General features: G+C 67.6%; 21 protein-coding genes. 8 read left to right on the forward strand and 13 right to left on the reverse strand.

Annotated features, from left to right (window positions below; translation table 11 throughout):
* Positions 1 to 58: 58 nt before the first annotated feature.
* Positions 59 to 643 (forward strand): suppressor of fused domain protein, encoded by a 585-nt coding sequence (locus tag KZ829_RS24730; RefSeq protein WP_220146294.1) that lies wholly within the window; start codon positions 59 to 61, stop codon positions 641 to 643.
* Positions 644 to 737: 94 nt separating this feature from the next.
* Here KZ829_RS24730 and KZ829_RS44130 read toward each other — a convergent pair whose 3' ends face one another.
* Complete coding sequence (locus KZ829_RS44130; protein WP_281428214.1) at positions 738 to 872, reverse strand: hypothetical protein; 135 nt, start codon at positions 870 to 872, stop codon at positions 738 to 740.
* A 316-nt stretch (positions 873 to 1188) separates the two neighbouring features.
* Between KZ829_RS44130 and KZ829_RS43260 the strand changes: the two genes are divergently transcribed.
* Positions 1189 to 1698, forward strand: a complete 510-nt coding sequence (locus KZ829_RS43260; RefSeq protein ID WP_246636198.1) for a hypothetical protein — start codon at positions 1189 to 1191, stop codon at positions 1696 to 1698.
* A gap of 134 nt (positions 1699 to 1832) precedes the next feature.
* Complete coding sequence (locus tag KZ829_RS24740; protein WP_372453894.1) at positions 1833 to 2390, forward strand: hypothetical protein; 558 nt, start codon at positions 1833 to 1835, stop codon at positions 2388 to 2390.
* A gap of 114 nt (positions 2391 to 2504) precedes the next feature.
* Here KZ829_RS24740 and KZ829_RS24745 read toward each other — a convergent pair whose 3' ends face one another.
* Positions 2505 to 2897, reverse strand: coding sequence for a hypothetical protein (locus KZ829_RS24745; RefSeq protein WP_220146296.1), 393 nt, complete (start codon positions 2895 to 2897; stop codon positions 2505 to 2507).
* 347 nt (positions 2898 to 3244) lie between these two features.
* The gene (locus tag KZ829_RS44135) at positions 3245 to 3379 is read right to left on the reverse strand and encodes a hypothetical protein (RefSeq protein WP_281428215.1); all 135 of its coding nucleotides are present in this window, start codon (positions 3377 to 3379) and stop codon (positions 3245 to 3247) included.
* A 256-nt stretch (positions 3380 to 3635) separates the two neighbouring features.
* Here KZ829_RS44135 and KZ829_RS24750 point away from each other — a divergent pair, with 256 nt between their 5' ends.
* Positions 3636 to 3794, forward strand: coding sequence for a hypothetical protein (locus KZ829_RS24750; RefSeq protein WP_220146297.1), 159 nt, complete (start codon positions 3636 to 3638; stop codon positions 3792 to 3794).
* A gap of 87 nt (positions 3795 to 3881) precedes the next feature.
* Here KZ829_RS24750 and KZ829_RS24755 read toward each other — a convergent pair whose 3' ends face one another.
* Entirely contained in the window at positions 3882 to 4235 is a 354-nt protein-coding gene (locus KZ829_RS24755) for a hypothetical protein (protein WP_220146298.1), read from the reverse strand.
* 79 nt (positions 4236 to 4314) lie between these two features.
* On the opposite strand from KZ829_RS24755, the gene KZ829_RS24760 reads away from it, so the two are divergent.
* The gene (locus tag KZ829_RS24760) at positions 4315 to 4521 is read left to right on the forward strand and encodes a hypothetical protein (protein ID WP_220146299.1); all 207 of its coding nucleotides are present in this window, start codon (positions 4315 to 4317) and stop codon (positions 4519 to 4521) included.
* A 463-nt stretch (positions 4522 to 4984) separates the two neighbouring features.
* Here the strand turns inward: KZ829_RS24760 and KZ829_RS24765 are convergent, their stop codons facing one another.
* Both KZ829_RS24765 and KZ829_RS24770 read right to left on the reverse strand, forming a co-directional pair.
* Positions 4985 to 5788: an RDD family protein gene (locus tag KZ829_RS24765; protein WP_308285644.1), complete on the reverse strand. Its 804-nt coding sequence runs from the start codon at positions 5786 to 5788 to the stop codon at positions 4985 to 4987.
* A gap of 1010 nt (positions 5789 to 6798) precedes the next feature.
* Positions 6799 to 7548 (reverse strand): carbon-nitrogen hydrolase family protein, encoded by a 750-nt coding sequence (locus KZ829_RS24770; protein WP_220146301.1) that lies wholly within the window; start codon positions 7546 to 7548, stop codon positions 6799 to 6801.
* Between the two features lie 554 nt (positions 7549 to 8102).
* Between KZ829_RS24770 and KZ829_RS24775 the strand changes: the two genes are divergently transcribed.
* Positions 8103 to 8543: a hypothetical protein gene (locus KZ829_RS24775; RefSeq protein ID WP_220146302.1), complete on the forward strand. Its 441-nt coding sequence runs from the start codon at positions 8103 to 8105 to the stop codon at positions 8541 to 8543.
* Between the two features lie 20 nt (positions 8544 to 8563).
* Positions 8564 to 8998, forward strand: a complete 435-nt coding sequence (locus KZ829_RS24780) for an HIT family protein (RefSeq protein WP_220146303.1) — start codon at positions 8564 to 8566, stop codon at positions 8996 to 8998.
* 143 nt (positions 8999 to 9141) lie between these two features.
* On the opposite strand, the gene KZ829_RS24785 is transcribed toward KZ829_RS24780, so the two are convergent.
* Together KZ829_RS24785 and KZ829_RS24790 are read right to left on the reverse strand one after the other, a co-directional pair.
* A complete protein-coding gene (locus tag KZ829_RS24785; RefSeq protein WP_220146304.1) occupies positions 9142 to 9663 on the reverse strand; it encodes a hypothetical protein in 522 nt (173 codons plus the stop codon).
* Between the two features lie 63 nt (positions 9664 to 9726).
* Entirely contained in the window at positions 9727 to 10386 is a 660-nt protein-coding gene (locus tag KZ829_RS24790) for a lytic polysaccharide monooxygenase auxiliary activity family 9 protein (protein ID WP_220146305.1), read from the reverse strand.
* 147 nt (positions 10387 to 10533) lie between these two features.
* Here KZ829_RS24790 and KZ829_RS24795 point away from each other — a divergent pair, with 147 nt between their 5' ends.
* Entirely contained in the window at positions 10534 to 11502 is a 969-nt protein-coding gene (locus KZ829_RS24795; RefSeq protein WP_220146306.1) for an NAD(P)-dependent alcohol dehydrogenase, read from the forward strand.
* A gap of 44 nt (positions 11503 to 11546) precedes the next feature.
* On the opposite strand, the gene katG is transcribed toward KZ829_RS24795, so the two are convergent.
* From katG to narH, 5 genes are all read right to left on the reverse strand, one after another.
* Complete coding sequence (gene katG, locus KZ829_RS24800; RefSeq protein WP_220146307.1) at positions 11547 to 13742, reverse strand: catalase/peroxidase HPI; 2196 nt, start codon at positions 13740 to 13742, stop codon at positions 11547 to 11549.
* The gene (locus KZ829_RS24805; RefSeq protein WP_208469388.1) at positions 13742 to 14176 is read right to left on the reverse strand and encodes a Fur family transcriptional regulator; all 435 of its coding nucleotides are present in this window, start codon (positions 14174 to 14176) and stop codon (positions 13742 to 13744) included. The genes katG and KZ829_RS24805 overlap by 1 nt, the downstream gene beginning before the upstream one ends.
* A 69-nt stretch (positions 14177 to 14245) precedes the next feature.
* On the reverse strand, positions 14246 to 14965 hold the full coding sequence (gene narI / locus KZ829_RS24810) for a respiratory nitrate reductase subunit gamma (protein ID WP_220146308.1): 720 nt from the start codon (positions 14963 to 14965) through the stop codon (positions 14246 to 14248).
* A complete protein-coding gene (gene narJ / locus KZ829_RS24815) occupies positions 14962 to 15543 on the reverse strand; it encodes a nitrate reductase molybdenum cofactor assembly chaperone (RefSeq protein WP_220146309.1) in 582 nt (193 codons plus the stop codon). Before narJ ends, narI begins: the two co-directional genes overlap by 4 nt.
* Complete coding sequence (gene narH / locus KZ829_RS24820) at positions 15540 to 17180, reverse strand: nitrate reductase subunit beta (RefSeq protein ID WP_220146310.1); 1641 nt, start codon at positions 17178 to 17180, stop codon at positions 15540 to 15542. The genes narJ and narH overlap by 4 nt, the downstream gene beginning before the upstream one ends.
* Position 17181: the final 1 nt, after the last annotated feature.

Genomic DNA, 17181 nt, shown 5'->3' on the forward strand with positions numbered 1-17181 from the left:
CGGAATCGTCATGGGCCGACGCCGGAATGTATCGGCGCCTTAGCAAGGAGTTACTGCGGTGACACCGACTCGACAACGCCGGTTGGCGGCTGCGGAGGCGATCGAGGCTCACGTCCGACGTTTCTTCGCCGGGCATGGAGTGGAAGTCATCAACTATGATCTTGGGTTTGGCCGTCGGAGACGGGTACCCGACTTCCGAGTCCTGGTCGTCACTCCAGGGCCTCGAAGCAGTAACTGGGCGTACGTAACCGTTGGCTGCTGGTCGGCTTTCAACGTCGAGGGTCACGGGATCGAATTCGTGATGATGTCGAGAGAGCGCGAGGCCACCATAATTGATCTGATCGCCATGGTCGCCTATTACCACGCGAGTCACCATCTGGATCACTGGCACACGATGCCGATCGGCGGTCCTTGGCTTCCGGGTTCGGCGTGCGACCACCTGCTCGTCAGTCTTCCATACCTGCATGGACCCGACCTCGAGCTGTGTGTTTTGCCACAAGGCCATGCCCGTCTTTTCTGGCTACTACCAATAACCGCAGCCGAGAAGGTATTCCGGCAGCAGCATGATACCGAGGTTCTGGAGCAACGGTTCGATGACGTCGGGATCGATCCCACAGATCCGCTGCGCGCATCGGTTGCCTGAAAATCGGGGAAGCGTCGGGCTCTGCCTCCTGCCTCTTTGAGGCAAAACTGGCCAGCAAGCGTCGCCACGGTTTCGGTGTCCTCATTTGCCGCGATCAAGGTTTCCGATCAGCCTTTCGCCGCTTTTCCTCGGCGTCAGCGATGCCGTGGGCAACGGCGGTCCGGATCACCCGGTACAGCACGGCAACACCCAGTAATGAAAGCGCTATCGATCCGATGTCCCCGTCCACGGCACGTAGGCTAGATGATCATCTCGGTCGTCGACAACGCCGAGCCCGCGCTTCACTGCGGTTGGGCCGGCTCGCACGCCGCACCTCACCTGGAGAACGCCGCCCGAGTGCAGCACCTCTCGGGCATCGTTCGTATCCGTGCATCCGGATCTGCCGCGATCCGCGCTCGATGAGCTGTCGTGGTCTCCGGGCGTCGGCCGGCACACGCTCGTGCCGACGAGAGGGCACTCGGTCATGCCGATAAGTACGGCGAAGCATGTACGACCGGGTGCGCCGGATTGCTTGACCGCGTACTCAGGTCATATCGTGCCCAGCCATGATCGAGTTAAGTTCGATGCCGCGGATCCAGCACCGAACTCGGCTGTTGTTGGTTGGGTGGCTATGCCTCGGAATGCTGAGCGCGTGCAGCGGCGGTGATGTCGTTGATCCCATAGACCGGCGGAGCCACGTGCCGACGACGTCTCAGCCAACCACTCCACAGGACGGACATGCCGAAGCCATGACTCGCATCGTCGAAATCCACGTTCCGCTGACCAACGGCCGCGACCTGTCAGCAGGGTCCTATGCCTTTCCCTGGATTGACAAGATCGACGAATTTTTGATCAATCTGGAGGACGAAGGCCAGGTGGAGGTGTACGACGAAAGCGAAGAATACGGCGACACCTACGTCTTCTTCCTTACCGGAGCGGCCGACCCGGTGCTGCTGTTTGCGGCGTCGCGCGTGGCTTCTCTCGACGGAGTTCCGGCTGGCGCCTTCGCCATGTTGACCGACGAGAACGCAAGTGAGATCGGTCTGGGACGACGCATCGAACTGCCGTTGCGATGAACGAAAACGCAGAGAATCGAAACATCGCACGTTCGGGGTGCCGGAGAGGCATCAATTTGCCACTGATCGGGCCCGCGCCGGGCCACCGGACTTGAACCGGCTCATTCCGAACTACTTGGGTGCTCAGCTTGAGCATGGCGCACTTTCCCATCTGCTTTCGCCCAGGTCTTGTGCGCGAAGCGGCGCGGTGGGCCTGCGTGCTCTATGTTCCGATCATGAAAGCGATTCGCTCCTGGCTGCTGCTCTTCGTGATCGGACTGGTACTCAGCGGCGTGACCGTGTTCCCGCTCGTCGCCGAGATGCGGCTGCTATCCGAGGCAGTGCATACAGTGTCGGCGCCGGACGGGCTGATCACCTGGATCGACCGAGTTCAAGACGGGCTGGTCGCCACCGGTGCGAACTACCCCTTCATCGCGTACGGAACGGATTGGCTGGCCTTCGCCCACCTGGTCATCGCGATGGCCTTCTGGGGGCCATGGCGTGACCCGGTACGCAACATCTGGGTGATCGAATGGGGAATGATCTGCTGCGTTGCGATCATCCCGCTGGCACTGATCGCCGGGCCGGCCCGGCACATCCCGCTGCGGTGGACCGCGATTGGCATGTCCTTCGGTGTTTTCGGCATCATTCCGCTGTTCATGGCGCGGCGTCTCGTCAAGCGGCTGCCAACGACTCCGGCACCTATCCTTTGAGGCATGGCTTGGGTGCCCATCCGGATCTGGCACCGCCGACCCGTTACGGCCCGAACGGAGCGTTCCGCCATACTCATTCGCCGCAGATCGGACGGCAGTCAACGCTCCCCGGCGTCAAGACATCTCGACGAAGTCGTGCTCAGCCATGTTGGTCACGGCGGATTCCAACGCGTTCCTCGTCACGCTGGGAACTACCACGATCCGCTCGGCGAAGTAGCCGCGATGCGCGAGGCCATCGCGCACGCTCTGTGACAGCCGCGTCGCATCGTAGAAGGTGATCGATCGCTCGCCGGCGGCCCAGCGAACGGTGACTTCGATCCAGCCTTTTTGCTCGGTTTCCCACCAGGCGTAGTCGTCCATGTCGATCGGATAGATGATGTGAGGTTCCATTGCGCGAAAGCTCCGTCCAGCAGGTGTAGGGCCAACAGCGTCACGAGCCAGCCAAGAGTGAACCCGCGCATCATCAGGGAGCTGCGACCAGGCAAGCACGTTGTGATCGAACAGCATCTGGCATAAGAGACCGCACCAGGTCGTTGCCCGTCCCCGCCTTGGGGAACCATGTGGACAACCGGGCCAGCCCAAGGCCAGATGTACTATCCTGCCGCGATAAAGGTGTATCGGGTGTCGGGCGCGCGAGGTGCCGGGCGGCAGCCGTCGCTCGGGGAGAACCTCACGACAGGGGACCACAGCCCGGCACCTTGACAGGGTAGGTCGCGGTCATGCAGCCGATGTCAGGCCACGCTATGCGTCGTGAACGTTGTCCGTTCGAGGACTCTGGAACCCATGGCGCGGTGTGTGGCGCTCTGGTAGGCGTTGGCCAGCCAGACAGCGACCTCGGTAGTGCGGTAGCCGTATCAGCCGTGGTTGCCGACGTGCAAGTCCAGGTCATCCCTCACCGCGAGTGCGCCGAGCGTGATCAGGTGGTCGTTGTTGATCGAGTAGGGCTGGGCGAGCAGCAGTGCGGCCGTCGAAGGTCCAGCGGGTGACATGGTCGGCCCACCGGCCGAGGCCGCCGCGGCAGCCGCCCGACGGCCACCGTTCGCCGTCAAGCCAATGCAGCCCCGAACTGCCCGGCGGCCGCCGGCCCGGCCTGCTCGTCGGCGCGGACCTCCTGTCCTGGAGCGATCCGCTGAGCATCCGGCCGGGTGTGTTCGTCGGGTACAGCCCCGCGCTGGCAGTGGGGGTTCCGAGCTGCGCCCGCCGGCCCACGACCAGTGCCGCCGGCAGCCTGACCGCCCGGTCACCGTGGCCAGGTCGACCGCCCGGATACGGCGGTGGACGAGCTGCGGTGGCACCGCCGTCTCGTACAGCGAGGTGGTAGTCGACGGGATCTACGTCCAGATCAAGCAAGCCGGCGGCACCGACCGCACCGACGAGGTGCTCCGCACCCTCCGCCGGTCCTGACCGTTACGAACGCACCTCGGCAGCACCGGCGCCGCTGACCTCGGCCGCATAGACCCCGTGCCAAGATCCGGGGCAAGCCGTTCAGTGTCAGAAGCGTTCCCAGCATCCCCATGCGCATGCCTGGCGGTACCGCCGTACTTCCGATCTGCCGTCGCCCGTCCTCACCGTTGCGAACACGTGCCGCTTCACCTCGTCCACGCGGTAGGACGTGAACGTCATCACCTTGTCGCCGGCAGGGCTCGGCACGTCGCCCTTGATGGCGGGCCCTGCCTGGAGGGCCCGGCCGTCGGGTGCGAGTTGAATGGGGACGAGTGCCTGTTGCCGGGCTGCATCGGGGTTGCCAAGTTCGACCAGGACGAGTGCGTCCTCGGTGGCCGGTGCGTTGGCGGGTTCTTCCGTGAGGAATTCTGCGTACACCGGCTTGGCGGCGTGCGGCAGCATTAGGCACGGTATGTCGTAACCGTTCGATCCGTTGCGGAAGCGAGTGGTAGCACCAGACACACCACAGAATGAGAGGTTCTTGACGGTCGCGTTCGCCCAGTCCGTCTTTCTGATCGTGGAGGCGCCGGTGACCGGGGAAGCCGAGGCGCTCGGTGAGGAGGTCGACGCGGCGACACTCGGCGAAAGGGTCGGCTTGGAGGTGGGGATGGTCGAGGCGGGACCGCTCGCCGAGGCGGCAGCGCTCGCCCAGGCACCCACCGGTGACGCTTGTCCGGGGAGCTGCTGAGGCGCGGCCGTGCAGGCGGTCAGGGCCGCAAGGCTCAAAGCAGCGATCACCAGGGGTTGCGCCCGCATGGGGGTGTCCTTCCGTCCAGGAACATTGGAGTCTTACTTGGTGTGATGCAGGCTGCGACGATTCGGTTCGCGGTTGGCGAGAGCAATCCTGGATACCTGTGGATGAGCGCAGGGGGTGTGACGGGGGCCGGACGGCGCGTCCCGTCCTCCGGTCGGGTGAGCATCCTGATCTGCCGTGCGGGCCAGGACAGGTGGATCGTCGAGCCCGAGCCAGACAAACGCGTGTACCGAGCCTTGCAGCCCCGCGAGCCGACCCGAGGGACTCCTGTATCTGGCGGCCCCGGGATGGCTGGCGGGTGCCGTCCCGGAAAGGACCGATTAGGGATGGAGGCTATTTTCCCTGTTCAAGTGCCATTTGGGCGTTCCGCCAAATCGTCTCCATTCAACGCCCGAGTTCAGCGGGTGACGATCGTTCCGGCGATCAGGTCGTGGCCAGTGCGGCCGTCCGGGCGACATCCAAATATCAGGTCGGCAATGAGGAGCGCCGCCCCGGCCAGCACGGGCAGGTCGTCGGCCAGTGAGCGCGACGGGTCTGATCCCGGCGCTGAGGAGGTGAGCCTGTCGAGAATCAGAACAGCGATCACGTACGCGACGGGAAGCGCCGCCTCCCGGACGATCGAGCGCCACCAACCGGCACGGCCGCCGTTGACGTCGACGACGCGAATGCCAGTGAGCCGTTTACCGAGGGATGCTCCGTGGACTGCGGTCGGCGCGACGATCACCGTTAGCACAGCGATCACGACGGCTGCGGCTCCGCCGAACAGCACCGCGAGGAACCCGCCGAGTTCCGCCCACCCTTCCGTTGACCCGCTCAGGGATGCCGAACCGACCAGGGCCACGGCGACGGCGACCGTGCCCGCGACAACCGTCAGATCGATCACCCGGGCTGGCAGCCGACGGCTCAGCGGCGCCGGTTCAAGGGGTTCGCCTCCACGCGAGTCCGCGGGCGGCGGAGGTGTCATGGTCACTGCGGAAACGATGCCATAGCACCACAAGGTCGGCGCTGCCGAGAGAAAAGCGCTCGGCAGGTCCAGACGGCCAGCGCCAGCGTCAGGACGTTGATGATCACGCCAGCGAACCTGGCGGTGCCCGCGGCCGGTGCGAACCGGGCGCCTGGGCGAAGGGCTTCGACCGTTTGTCGCGGAAGTCCTCGACATCTTGGACAGGCACAGAGCTTGGCGGTGCTCGACCTCTTTCATTGATCGTGGAGCGGCGGCCACTCGGCCTGGCTACGGCTCGTTACTGACACTCAAGCGTCGGAGCGGAAGACGTCCGCTTCTGCCGCTGATCGCGCGGCTGTGGCGGCGCCGGAACCCGCTGTCGCCCTGCCGAGTGGTGTGCGACGATCTCGGGGTCCCGACAACAGGCGCACCGGGGCGCCCGAGGCCGTAGGCCGAACCGGTAGCAGTACGAGGCGACTCACGGGGCGGTCGTACGCGTGGATGCACGAACGGCAACCTGAAAAGGCGTATCGGACCCGACTACGCATTGTGCACCGCACTCAACTGCCGCGATCCGCGCTCTTCGGTCGACCTGACGGTGGTGTCGCTCCGTAGTCTTTCGGACGACCTGTCGCACGCCCGCACATGGCCTGGCCGTCACCGTGCCCCGGCGAGCCTGTGGCGACAGCTGTACACCTGGCAGCGGCCGTGCCTATTCGGTATGGCCGCTGCCAGGAACTCCGAGGATCAGCCGCTACGACGGTTGCCGTACTGGCGAGGGCTCTGCACGGTGCCGGAACGGCCTGGGACGCGGCCCGCGGTACCCCCAGTGTGCTGGGCGGTCGCCTTGCCCTTGGATCGGCGTGCCGCCCGGTTCTCGAAGGGCTGCGGTAGCTCCTCGGGTCCCGCTTCGGCGTCATCGGTAGGATTGGCGTCACTGGTGGAGTCGGTCATCGGTGTCTCCTCCTGCTGTTCAGGGCCGGGCTACTCGTTGCGGATCTTGAGGCGTGGCCTCGGCGATAAGCAGACGGTAGCGCGTGGACCAACCCGAGCCCGGTTCAACCACTCAGTAGCCGATCCGGTCACGCCCGAACCAGCGCTGGCGGATCGTCCGCGTTGCCGTCGGCGAGATGAGCGGTCAGGGGCCGCCCTTGGCTTCCAGGCCAGGCAGGTTCCGGACGGCGGCGCCCGGAGAGGGCCATGCGAGCCGGTACAGCGTGCCGCGCCCGGATCTGGCCGCGAGGTACGCGCGGCACGAGAGGTGGTAGTTACCGTTCCGGCGGTCGACGACCTGGGCGCGGAATGTCGGCGGTGACCATGCCGATTTCCCCGATGGGCACTTGGGCTGTCACATCGCCGGAAGGGCTGAGGAAACAGGTTGGTCCGAGGCCCACTCGGTCGTCGCGCTTGCCGGTGACATCAGCGGACGCCAGCCACATGTTGTTCTCGCGGGCCCGGTGGGCCCGGATCTCGTTGTGCCGGCCCTGCCACCAGATGGCCTTCTCACGGCGCATCATGTTTTGCGCCGGCAACAGAAGCACACTTGCTCCACCGGCGGCCACGGCAGCGGCTGCTTCGGGAAACTGGGCGTCGTAGCAGATGTTGATCCCGAAACGTATGCCGCCGACGTCGAAGACCGGGTAGTCGTCGCCGCGGGCGAAGATCGACTCCCCGCTGGTCAGAAACGTTTTGCGGTAGCGGCCCAGGAGTCGGCCGTCCTCGATGACGGCGGCGGTGTTGTAGTAGCGGTGACCGGTGCGTTCAATCATGCCGAGGACCAGGACCGGCCGGAGGTCTTTCACCCTGCCCAGCACCCTGTCGAATTCCGCGGAGCCGAGTTCGAACGCCTGTCCGTGGACGTGCTGCTCGGTGACGAGGTATCCCTGCAGGAAGCACTCGGGAAACACCAGCAGGTCGACCTCCTCGGCCGCCGCCCGCTCGGCGAAGTGCTGTACCACCTCTACCGCGGCGTCCACATTCCCGAGGATCTCCGGCGTCTGGCAAACCCCGATCCGCATCACCCGAGGCTATTGGCGCGCCCACCACCGGAGCCAGGAGGCTACCGCCGAATTCGCGACTCATCTGCCGCCGAGCGGGCGCGCCGGGCTACCGGACTCGAACCGGCTCATGCCTCCGCGGGCGAGGCCCGCATCTTGGGCAACATGATTGAACATGACGCACCCTTCCCATGTGCCTTTGCCCGGCGCGCGGAAGGACGGTATCGCATAGTGCAACGGAGAGCGCCAGCCCATCTGAGCGGCGTCCTCTCAAGTAGCCGCAGAGAAGGCGCAGCCGGTCTTGTCTCGGTCGGAGCCGCATCGCCCGTCGTAGGCACTCTCGGTGACGTAGCAGGCTGGTCCACCGTGACGCCGGAGCAGGGCCCGAGGTTGAACGACGAGCCGGATGTTCGAGGGGTTGTCTGCCTTGTGATCCACGTCGAGGATCTCCCGCGGGAGGTCGCCGAAGGTGGTCGGGTAGCGTGCTGCGGACCAGAGGCAAGATCAGGTACGGCTGCGGTGCGCGTACGGTGAGAATGGAAAGTGGTTTGAGGGGATCGGCAGTAGTTTGCGCCTTGGCCGTCGTTTCACTCGCCGCCTGTGGCAGTGATCGTGAGCCGGCGGCGGTACCCGTCGTCACCTCACCGCCGTCTGTGCTGGTCCGCGCGGAGCCGGCAGACCCGCAGATCCTTGCCCGGCTCGCCGGGCGCTCCGGTCATTGGCGGGCGTCGTTGGGTGTGCCGGGCGGTCAGGGCGACCTCACGGTCCGGTACCGGTGTACCGGTGGCGGCGAATTGATCGTCGGCACCGACCTGGGCGGCGAAACCGCCAAGGCCACGAGCACCTGTGATGGCGTCACCAGGCTCCACAGTGCCGGCTCAACGGAGACGGTGGCCGTCACGGTCGAGCCCGATGGTGCTCAGCGATGGTCGCTGGTCGTCGTGCGGGGTCCCTACGAACCGGGCGACGACTGGCCGAAGGGCGCCCCGGAGATCGACCCCGCGCCGGGCTGGTGAGTGGCCGGTAATCTGCGGCGGTGGACTGTTATGCCTGCCGTAACAACGAGGGCTTCGATCGACTGCCGCCTCGGGAGCGGGTGGCCGCGGACCGGTTCTGGCGGGTGGCGCACGACTTCAACAGCAGTCTGCCCGGGTGGCTCGTCCTGGTTCCGCGGCGTCACGTGACCTCGATCGCGGAGCTGACCGACGACGAGGCGAGCACGCTCGGGCTCTGGCAGGTGCGGCTCTCGCGCGCTCTGCGGGCGGTTACCGGCTGTGTCAAGACGTACGTGGTGCAGTTCGCCGAGAAGGAGGGCTTCGCACACGTCCATTTCCACCTCGTGCCGCGCATGCCGGACCTGCCCGCTGAGCGTCGTGGGCCGGGCGTCTTCCGCTACCTGAACGACACCGATGCCCGCCTGTCCGAGGCGCGACGCGACGAACTCGCCGTCGCCGTCCGGGCCGCCCTGTGATGATCGACCTCGCGGTTGAGTGCGACGGGTGTCGCCGCGAGTAGGGCCGCCGGTGCCTTCGTCGTGGGTCTCGCGCCGGATCCGTCCGGCCTCACCGGGGCCGACGTGGTCGTCGGCTTCCTGGACGAGGTCGTCCACGTGCTTCACAGGCCGGCGGCCGCGTCGTAGCGGCCGCGCAGGTCGGCCATCTCCTCGGTGGACAGCGCTTCTTTTTGAGCCATTTCGGCGTACGGCGACGGAAACATCTGCCGCAGCCGGTCGACGTACTTCACCTCGGCGGTCGCCTCGACCACCTGGATGCCGGGCGGATCGCTGGACATGTTCAGGATGACCGGGCCGGCGAGTTTGACCGCCACGTCCCACGGCCGCTGCTGTTCGGCGACCCCGCACAGGTGGAAGCCGTAGACCGCCGTCACGTCGGTGAGCGTGCCGGCCCCGGCCGGTTCGTAGCCGTAGACGCGGACTCCGCAGATGACCGCCGCGTCCGCCGCCTGGGCGCCGTGACCGGCGTGCTGGTGCTGTTCCGGGCTGGACTGTTCGAGTGACGTACGCATCCGGGTCATTATTTGATCTTGCAGGGACGAAGTGCCGGGCCGCGTCAGCGCGACCGCACCGGCCGCCGCCGTCAGCAGCGCCACCGCGGCCCCTATGTAGCGGGTCCTCATGATTCACCTCGGGGGAGTGCCCGGCCCGGGAGGGGGCATCCCGGGCCGGATGGGTCGGGACGGTCAGGCGAAGTTGACGTCGCTGCACCACATGTAGGCCTGGTCGAGGTGCGAGGCCTGCCAGATGACGAAGAGGATGTGGTGCCCGGTGTAACCCGAGGTGGTGATGTTGAACGAGATGTTCTGTGCCGGGGCGTACCTACCGGTCTGCGTGATGAAGTCGAGGTTGCCCCAGCCGAGGCTCTGGGTGGCCGGGTTGAACCCCTGCTTGCTCACGTAGACGCGGAAGTAGTCGGCGCCGTGGCTCGCCTGGTCGTACAGCTGGACGGTCATGTTGCGGCTGACGTTGGTGACCTTCCAGGCGCCCGTCCGGTTCAGGCTGTCGTTGCGGGCCAGCCCGTTGCTGCACAGCTGACCGTCGGGGGTACGGGCCTGGAACTGGCCGCCGAGCCCGTCCCGCAGCGCGCTCATCCAGTTCCACATGGTGTCCGGGTTGGCCTGGAACGCCTGGTAGCACATCGGGTCCTGGGTCTGCATGGCCGGGTTGGTGTGCTGGCTGCCCCAGGTCTTCCAGCACTGATAGGCGCGGGTTTGCGGGCTGATGATGGTGCCGTGCGCCTGGGCCGCTCCGGTCCAGGGGAGCATGCTGATCATCGTGGCTAGCACGACCAGCAGCGCCTGGAGGGGCCGGCGGTGGGATCGACGGGACTCGTGTCGGGGCACGATACGTCCTCCATTCCTCGGCTTTCAGGGGATTGGGAGCGCTCCCGGCAAGTATTACGTCAATGTGTCGGGATATCAACCAATGTCAATCAGCTAAGTGTGCCGATCGGTGTTGACAGCGAGACCGGCGGCGGATCGGATAGCGGAGTGAAGGCCGTCGTCCACACCCGATACGGGAATCCGGACGTTCTGCACCTGACGGACGTGCCCGACCCGGTCCCGGGTGACCGGGAGATCCTGATCAGGGTGCGGGCCGCCGAGGCCACCAAATCCGACTGCGAGCTGCGGGCCTTCCGGTTCTCGGTGAAGTGGTTCTGGCTTCCCCTGCGAATCGCGACCGGCATCCGGAAACCGCGACGGAGCATCCTGGGCGGCTACTTCGCCGGTGAGGTGGTGTCGGTGGGCGGCCGGGTCACCGATTTCGCCGCCGGTGACCCGGTCTACGGCTCCTCCGGACTGCGGCTGGGCGGGTACGGCGAGTACGTCGTCGTTCCCGAGGACGCCGCGATCGCGCCCAAGCCGCGGACCATGACGTTCGCGGAGGCGGCCGCCGTTCCGCTCGGCGGGCTCAACGCGCTGCACTTCATGCGGCGCGCCGGCATCGAACCGGGGGAGCGGGTGCTGATCAACGGTGCGGGCGGCAGCATCGGCGCGCATGCCGTCCAGATCGCCCACTCGATGGGGGCGCACGTCACCGCGGTCGATCACGCGATCAAGGAGGACCTCGTCCGCCGTCTCGGAGCCGATGACTTCGTCGACTACGCCAGCGTCGATGTCACGACCACGGGCCGCCGGTTCGACGTCGTCTTCGACATGGTCGCCGGGAGTTCGCACCGGCGGCTGATCGGCATGCTCGAACCGGGCGGGCGCTATCTCAACGGCAACCCGCGGCTGTCGGTGCTGATCCGAGGGCTGACCAGCCGGAGCGTGATCGTCACGTTCGCGCCGGAGGGCAGGGAGGATCTGGCCGACCTCGCCGAGATGATCGAGGCCGGGGCCGTGCGGCCGATCGTCGACCGGGTCTACCCGATGGCGCAGGCGGCCGAGGCGCACCGCCGGGTGGAGACCGAGCAACGGCTCGGCGCGGTCGTGATCGCCATGGGTGACGCCGAGTGAACCCCGGCCGGTCGTGCGGACCGGCCGGGGTTCACTGAGGCGGGTCAGCGCAGGTCGAAGCGGTCCAGCTCCATGACCTTGACCCATGCGGCGACGAAGTCCTTGACGAACTTCTCGCGGGCGTCGGCGCTGGCGTAGACCTCGGAGAGGGCGCGCAGCTGCGAGTTCGAGCCGAAGATCAGGTCGACCACGGTGGCGGTCCACTTGACCTCGCCGGTGGTCACGTCCTGGACCTCGTACACGTGCTCCTGGGACTCCGACGCCTTCCACCGGGTGCCCGGGGAGAGCAGGTTGACGAAGAACTCGTTGGTGAGAGCGCCGCCGGCCAGCGCTCGCAGGCCGCCGACCAGGACGGTCATCTCCGGCGCGGTGAGGTTCAGCATGTACGCCCGCTCGACGAGCAGCACCTCGGGTGGGGTCTTCTCGTCCGGCCGCAGGTAGTTGCGGAAGCCGTCGGACCGCGGCTCCAGGACCTTGAACGACTCGACGTCGGTCTGCTCCTGCGAGGCGTCGGTGCGGCCCGGGTGGAACGGCACGGTCACCGGGTGGCCGGCGTCCGCGGCGGCCTTCTCCACGGCGGCGCCGCCGGCCAGCACGATCAGGTCGGCCAGCGAGATCTTCGCGCCGCCGGACGCGTTGAACTCCTGCCGGATCTTCTCCAGCGCGTCGATCACCGGGATGACCGGCTGGTTGACCTCCCAGCCGCGCTGCGGTTCCAGGCGGATCCGGGCGCCGTTGGCGCCGCCGCGCTTGTCGGTGGACCGGAAGGTCGCGGCCGACGCCCAGGCGGCCGATACGAGCTGGTCGGTGGTCAGGCCGGATTCGAGGACCTTCGACTTCAGGGCAGCGACATCAGTCTCGCTGACCAGAGGGTGGTCGACGGCCGGGACCGGGTCCTGCCACAGCTGCGCCTCCGGCACCCACGGGCCGAGGAAACGGCGGACCGGGCCCATGTCACGGTGCAGCAGCTTGTACCAGGCCTTGGCGAAGGCGAGGGCGAACTCGTCGGGGTTCGCCAGGAAGCGGCGGGAGATCTTCTCGTACGCCGGGTCCATGCGCAGCGACAGGTCGGTCGTCAGCATGGTCGGCTTGTGCTTCTTCGACGGGTCGTGGGCGTCCGGGATGATCGCCTCGGCGTCCTTGGCGACCCACTGCTTGGCGCCGCCAGGGCTGGTGGTGAGCTCCCACTCGTACCCGAAAAGGATCTCGAAGAAGCGGTTGCTCCACTGGGTCGGCCGGTCGGTCCAGGTGACCTCGAGCCCACTGGTGATCGTGTCGGCGCCCTTGCCGGTGCCGTGCGTGCTCAGCCAGCCCAGACCCTGCGCCTCCAGCGGCGCGCCCTCCGGCTCGGCGCCCACGTGGTCGTCGGCGACGCCCGCGCCGTGGGTCTTGCCGAAGGTGTGACCGCCGGCGATCAGCGCCACGGTCTCCTCGTCGTTCATCGCCATCCGGGCGAACGTCTCCCGGATGAAGTGCGCCGCGGCGAGCGGGTCGGCGTTGCCGCGCGGGCCCTCCGGGTTGACGTAGATGAGGCCCATCTCGGTGGCGCCGACGCCCTCGGACATGGTCTTCTCGGACACGTACCGCGCGTCGCCGAGCCACGCGTCCTCCGGGCCCCAGAAGATCTCCTCCGGCTCCCACACGTCCTGGCGGCCGAAGCCGAAGCCGAACGTCTTGAAGCCCATCGACTCCAGGGCCACGTTGCCGGCCAGCACCAGCAGGTCGGCCCAGGAGACCTTCTGCCCGTACTTGGCCTTGACCGGCCACAACAGGCGGCGGGCCTTGTCCAGGTTGGCGTTGTCCGGCCAGCTGTTGAGCGGGGCGAACCGCTGCCCGCCGTCACCGGCGCCGCCGCGGCCGTCGTGGATCCGGTAGGTGCCGGCGGCGTGCCAGCTGAGCCGGATCATCAGGCCGCCGTAGTGGCCGAAGTCGGCCGGCCACCAGTCCTGCGAGGTGGTGAGGACCGTGACGATGTCGGCCTTGAGAGCCGCCACGTCGAGCTTCCCGAACTCCTTGGCGTAGTCGAAGTCCGGGCCGAGCGGGTTGCTCTTCGACGAGTGGGTGTGCAGCACCGACAGGTCGAGCTGGTTGGGCCACCAGTCGCGGTTGCCGCGCGGACGGCCACCGGTCTTCGGGGTCGGCGAGTCGATCGCCGGGTTCTCGCTCTCGCTGCCGTGCGCAGTCACCGAGTCGTGCGCGACCGGACAGCCGCTCTGCTTCGGATCTTGGATGTCGCTCATCAGCTACCTTCTTCCGAACGTTTGGTCACGCAGTCGGGGCAGGTGCCCCAATAGACGACCTCCGCCTCCTCGACCACGAACCCGTGATCGTCGGATGCGGTGAGGCAGGGGGCGTGTCCGACCGCGCAGTCGACGTCGGCGATCGTGCCGCAGCCGCGGCACACGACGTGATGGTGGTTGTCGCGGACCCGGGTCTCGTAGCGAGCGGTCGCGCCGGCGGGCTGGATGCGCCGGATCAGGCCGGTGTCGGTGAGCGCTCGCAGCACATCGTAGACCGCCTGGTGGGAGACCGACGGGAGATCCGCTCGCACCAGCTCGATCACCGTGTCGGTGTCGACGTGCGGGTGGTCGCGCAGCGTGGCGAGCACGGCCAGGCGTGGCCGGGTCACCCGCAGCGAGACGGCCCGCAACTGCGCCTCGAGGTCGGACGTCATGCCACGACCTTAACCCGCTTTTCTGGAATCGTTCCAGTTTTACCGGAGGGTGGCCTGGCGGGGCCGCTCTCAGCGGGGCGGCTCCCAGCCGGGACGGGTGGGCCGCAGGCCACCGCGCGGGTCACGGTAGCGGTAGACCACGTACGGGCGGGTGAGGTAGCCGACCGGCGCGCTGAACGCGTGTATCAACCGGGTGAACGGCCAGCACGCGAACAGCACGAACGCGGCGATGATATGGATCTTGAAACCGGCCGGGACGGCGGTCATCAGCGCGACGTCCGGTTGCAGCGTGAACAGCGAGCGCAGCCACGGCGACACGGTCTCCCGGTAGTCGTAGCCGCCGCCGGCGATGTTTGCCTTCACGGTCGCCCACAGACCCAGCAGGATCACGGCCGCGAGGACCACGTACATCGCCTTGTCGTTCTTGGTCGTGGCGGCGAAGACCGGGCCGGTGAGACGGCGGCGGAGGATGAGGATCGCCATGCCGATCAGCGTGCACAGCCCGGCCACCGTGCCGATGAAGACGGCCATCAGGTGGTAGAGGTGTTCGGTGATGCCCACGGCCTCGGTCCACGACTTGGGAATGAGCAGGCCGACGACGTGCCCGATGAGCACGAACAGCACCCCGAAGTGGAACATCGGGCTGCCCCAGCGCAGGTAGTTCGTCTCGTACAGCTGGGAGGAGCGGGTGGTCCAGCCGAACTTGTCGTACCGGTAGCGCCAGACGGTCCCGCCGATCAGCACCACGATCGACAGGTAGGGGAAGACCACCCACAGGAACGTGTTCATCGACTGCTCCCGAACGGTTGCAGGCCCACCTGTTCGGCCGGTGGGCCGGTACGGGCCAGGGCGGTGGCGGCGTCGAGCTCCCCGGGCGTGGCGGCCGGCAGCAGCGCGCGGACAGCCTCGACGGCGTGCCGGTAGACGGACTTCTCCAGCGACCGCGCCAGCAGGTCCAGGCCGACCCGGTTCTCCCGCAGCAGCCGCCAGCCGGTGTCGTCGGCGGCCGCCAGGTCGAGGACCGCGGGCAGGTAGTCGGGCAGTTCGCCGTCGACCACCTCGTACCCCGAGGCCTTGAACGCGGCGGCGAAGCCGGCCAGCGCCTCACCGCGCCGGCGGGTGTCACCGCAGGTGTAGTAGGTCAGGTGCAGACTGGACCGGCGGCGGAAGTCGAACTGGTCCACGTATTCGGTGCGCAGGGCTCCCGGCTCGCCGCCGGCCCGGTGGGCGGCGACCGGCCGCAGCGATCCGGCGACCCGGGTGGGCAGCGTCGGCAGGGCGTCGAGGATCAGGGGTACGGCGGTGAGCACGTGATCGTCGGGGTAGCGCAGCAGCAGGGAGGCGGCCCGGGCGGCGAGAGCGGTCACGACCGGTCCTCCTCGCGCGGCGGGAACATGCCCTCCGGAGTGCCCTTGCCGTCCCAGTTCAGCAGGTTGAGCCGGCGCGGCTCGTCGGCGGTCTGCCGGTCACGCAGCATGTGGAAGGTCTCCACCTGCACCGGCACCGGTGTCCCGGACGCCTCGCCGAACGGGCCGGTCTGGTACATGCCGGGGCCGCCCTCGTAGTCCAGTGAGCACTCGGCGCCGAGACCCTCCAGCCGGTGGGCGTCCTCGGCGTGCGCGGACGGGATGACGTACCGCTGCTCGTACTTGGCGATCGCCAGCAGCCGGTACATCTGGTCCATCTCCTCAGGCGTCATCCCGACGGCCGCCGGGATCGAGCCGTCCGGCTTCTCGCCCAGGTTGATCCGCCGCTGGTAGGCGCGCATCGCGGCGAGCCGGTTCAGGGCGTCCCGGACCGGGGCGGGGTCGCCCGCGGTGAACAGCTCGGCCAGGTACTCCATCGGGATGCGCAGCGCGTCCACGGCGCCGAACAGGTTGTGCGGGTCCTCGCCGTCGTGGCCGGTGTCGCGCAGCACGTCGACGACCGGCGACAGCGGCGGGATGTACCAGACCATCGGCATGGTGCGGTACTCCGGATGCAGCGGCAGCGCCACCTCGTACTTCATGATCAGGTCCCAGACCGGCGAGCGGCGGGCGGCGGCGATCCAGTCCTCGGGGATCCCGGCGGCGAGCGCGGCCTTCGCGACGGCCGGGTCCCAGGGGTCGAGGAAGACCGAGCGCTGGGCGTCGTACAGGTCGTGCTCGTCCTCGACGGCGGCGGCCTTCGCGACGGCGTCCGCGTCGTACAGCATCAATCCGATGTAGCGGAGGCGGCCGACGCAGGTCTCGGAGCAGATGGTGGGCTGGCCGATCTCGATCCGTGGGAAGCAGAACGTGCACTTCTCGGCCTTGCCGGTGCGGTGGTTGAAATACACCTTCTTGTACGGGCAGCCGGTCACGCACATCCGCCAGCCCCGGCACCGGTCCTGGTCGACCAGCACGATCCCGTCCTCGGCCCGCTTGTAGATGGCGCCGGACGGGCAGGACGCGGCACACGACGGGTTGAGGCAGTGCTCGCAGATGCGCGGCAGGAAGAACAGGAACGCCTTCTCGTACTCCTGGCGGACCTGGTCGGACACCTTTCGCAGGATCGGATCCCCCTGGAGGACCTCGTTGCCGCCGCCGAGCGAGTCGTCCCAGTTCGCCGACCAGGTCACCTTGGTGTCCTCGCCGGTGAGCAGCGACTTCGGCCGGGCCACCGGCAGGTCCTCACCGGCCGGGGCGGTCAGCAGGTGCTCGTAGTCGTAGGTCCAGGGTTCGTAGTAGTCGCCGATCCGCGGCATGATCGGGTTGGCGAAGATGCTGAACAGCCTCTTGATCCGGCCACCGGAGCGGGGCTTGAGCCGCCCGGTCCGGGTCCGCACCCAGCCGCCCTGCCAGCGCTCCTGGTCCTGGTAGGTGCGCGGATAGCCCTGCCCGGGGCGGGACTCGACGTTGTTGAACCACACGTACTCGACGCCGGAGCGGTTGGTCCACGCCTGCTTGCAGGTGACCGAGCAGGTGTGGCAGCCGATGCACTTGTCGAGGTTCATGACCATCGCGATCTGGGCCATCACGCGCATC

Origin of the sequence: Actinoplanes hulinensis (assembly GCF_019429605.1) — a bacterium.
In the GTDB taxonomy this organism is placed as follows: Bacteria; Actinomycetota; Actinomycetes; order Mycobacteriales; family Micromonosporaceae; genus Actinoplanes; species Actinoplanes campanulatus.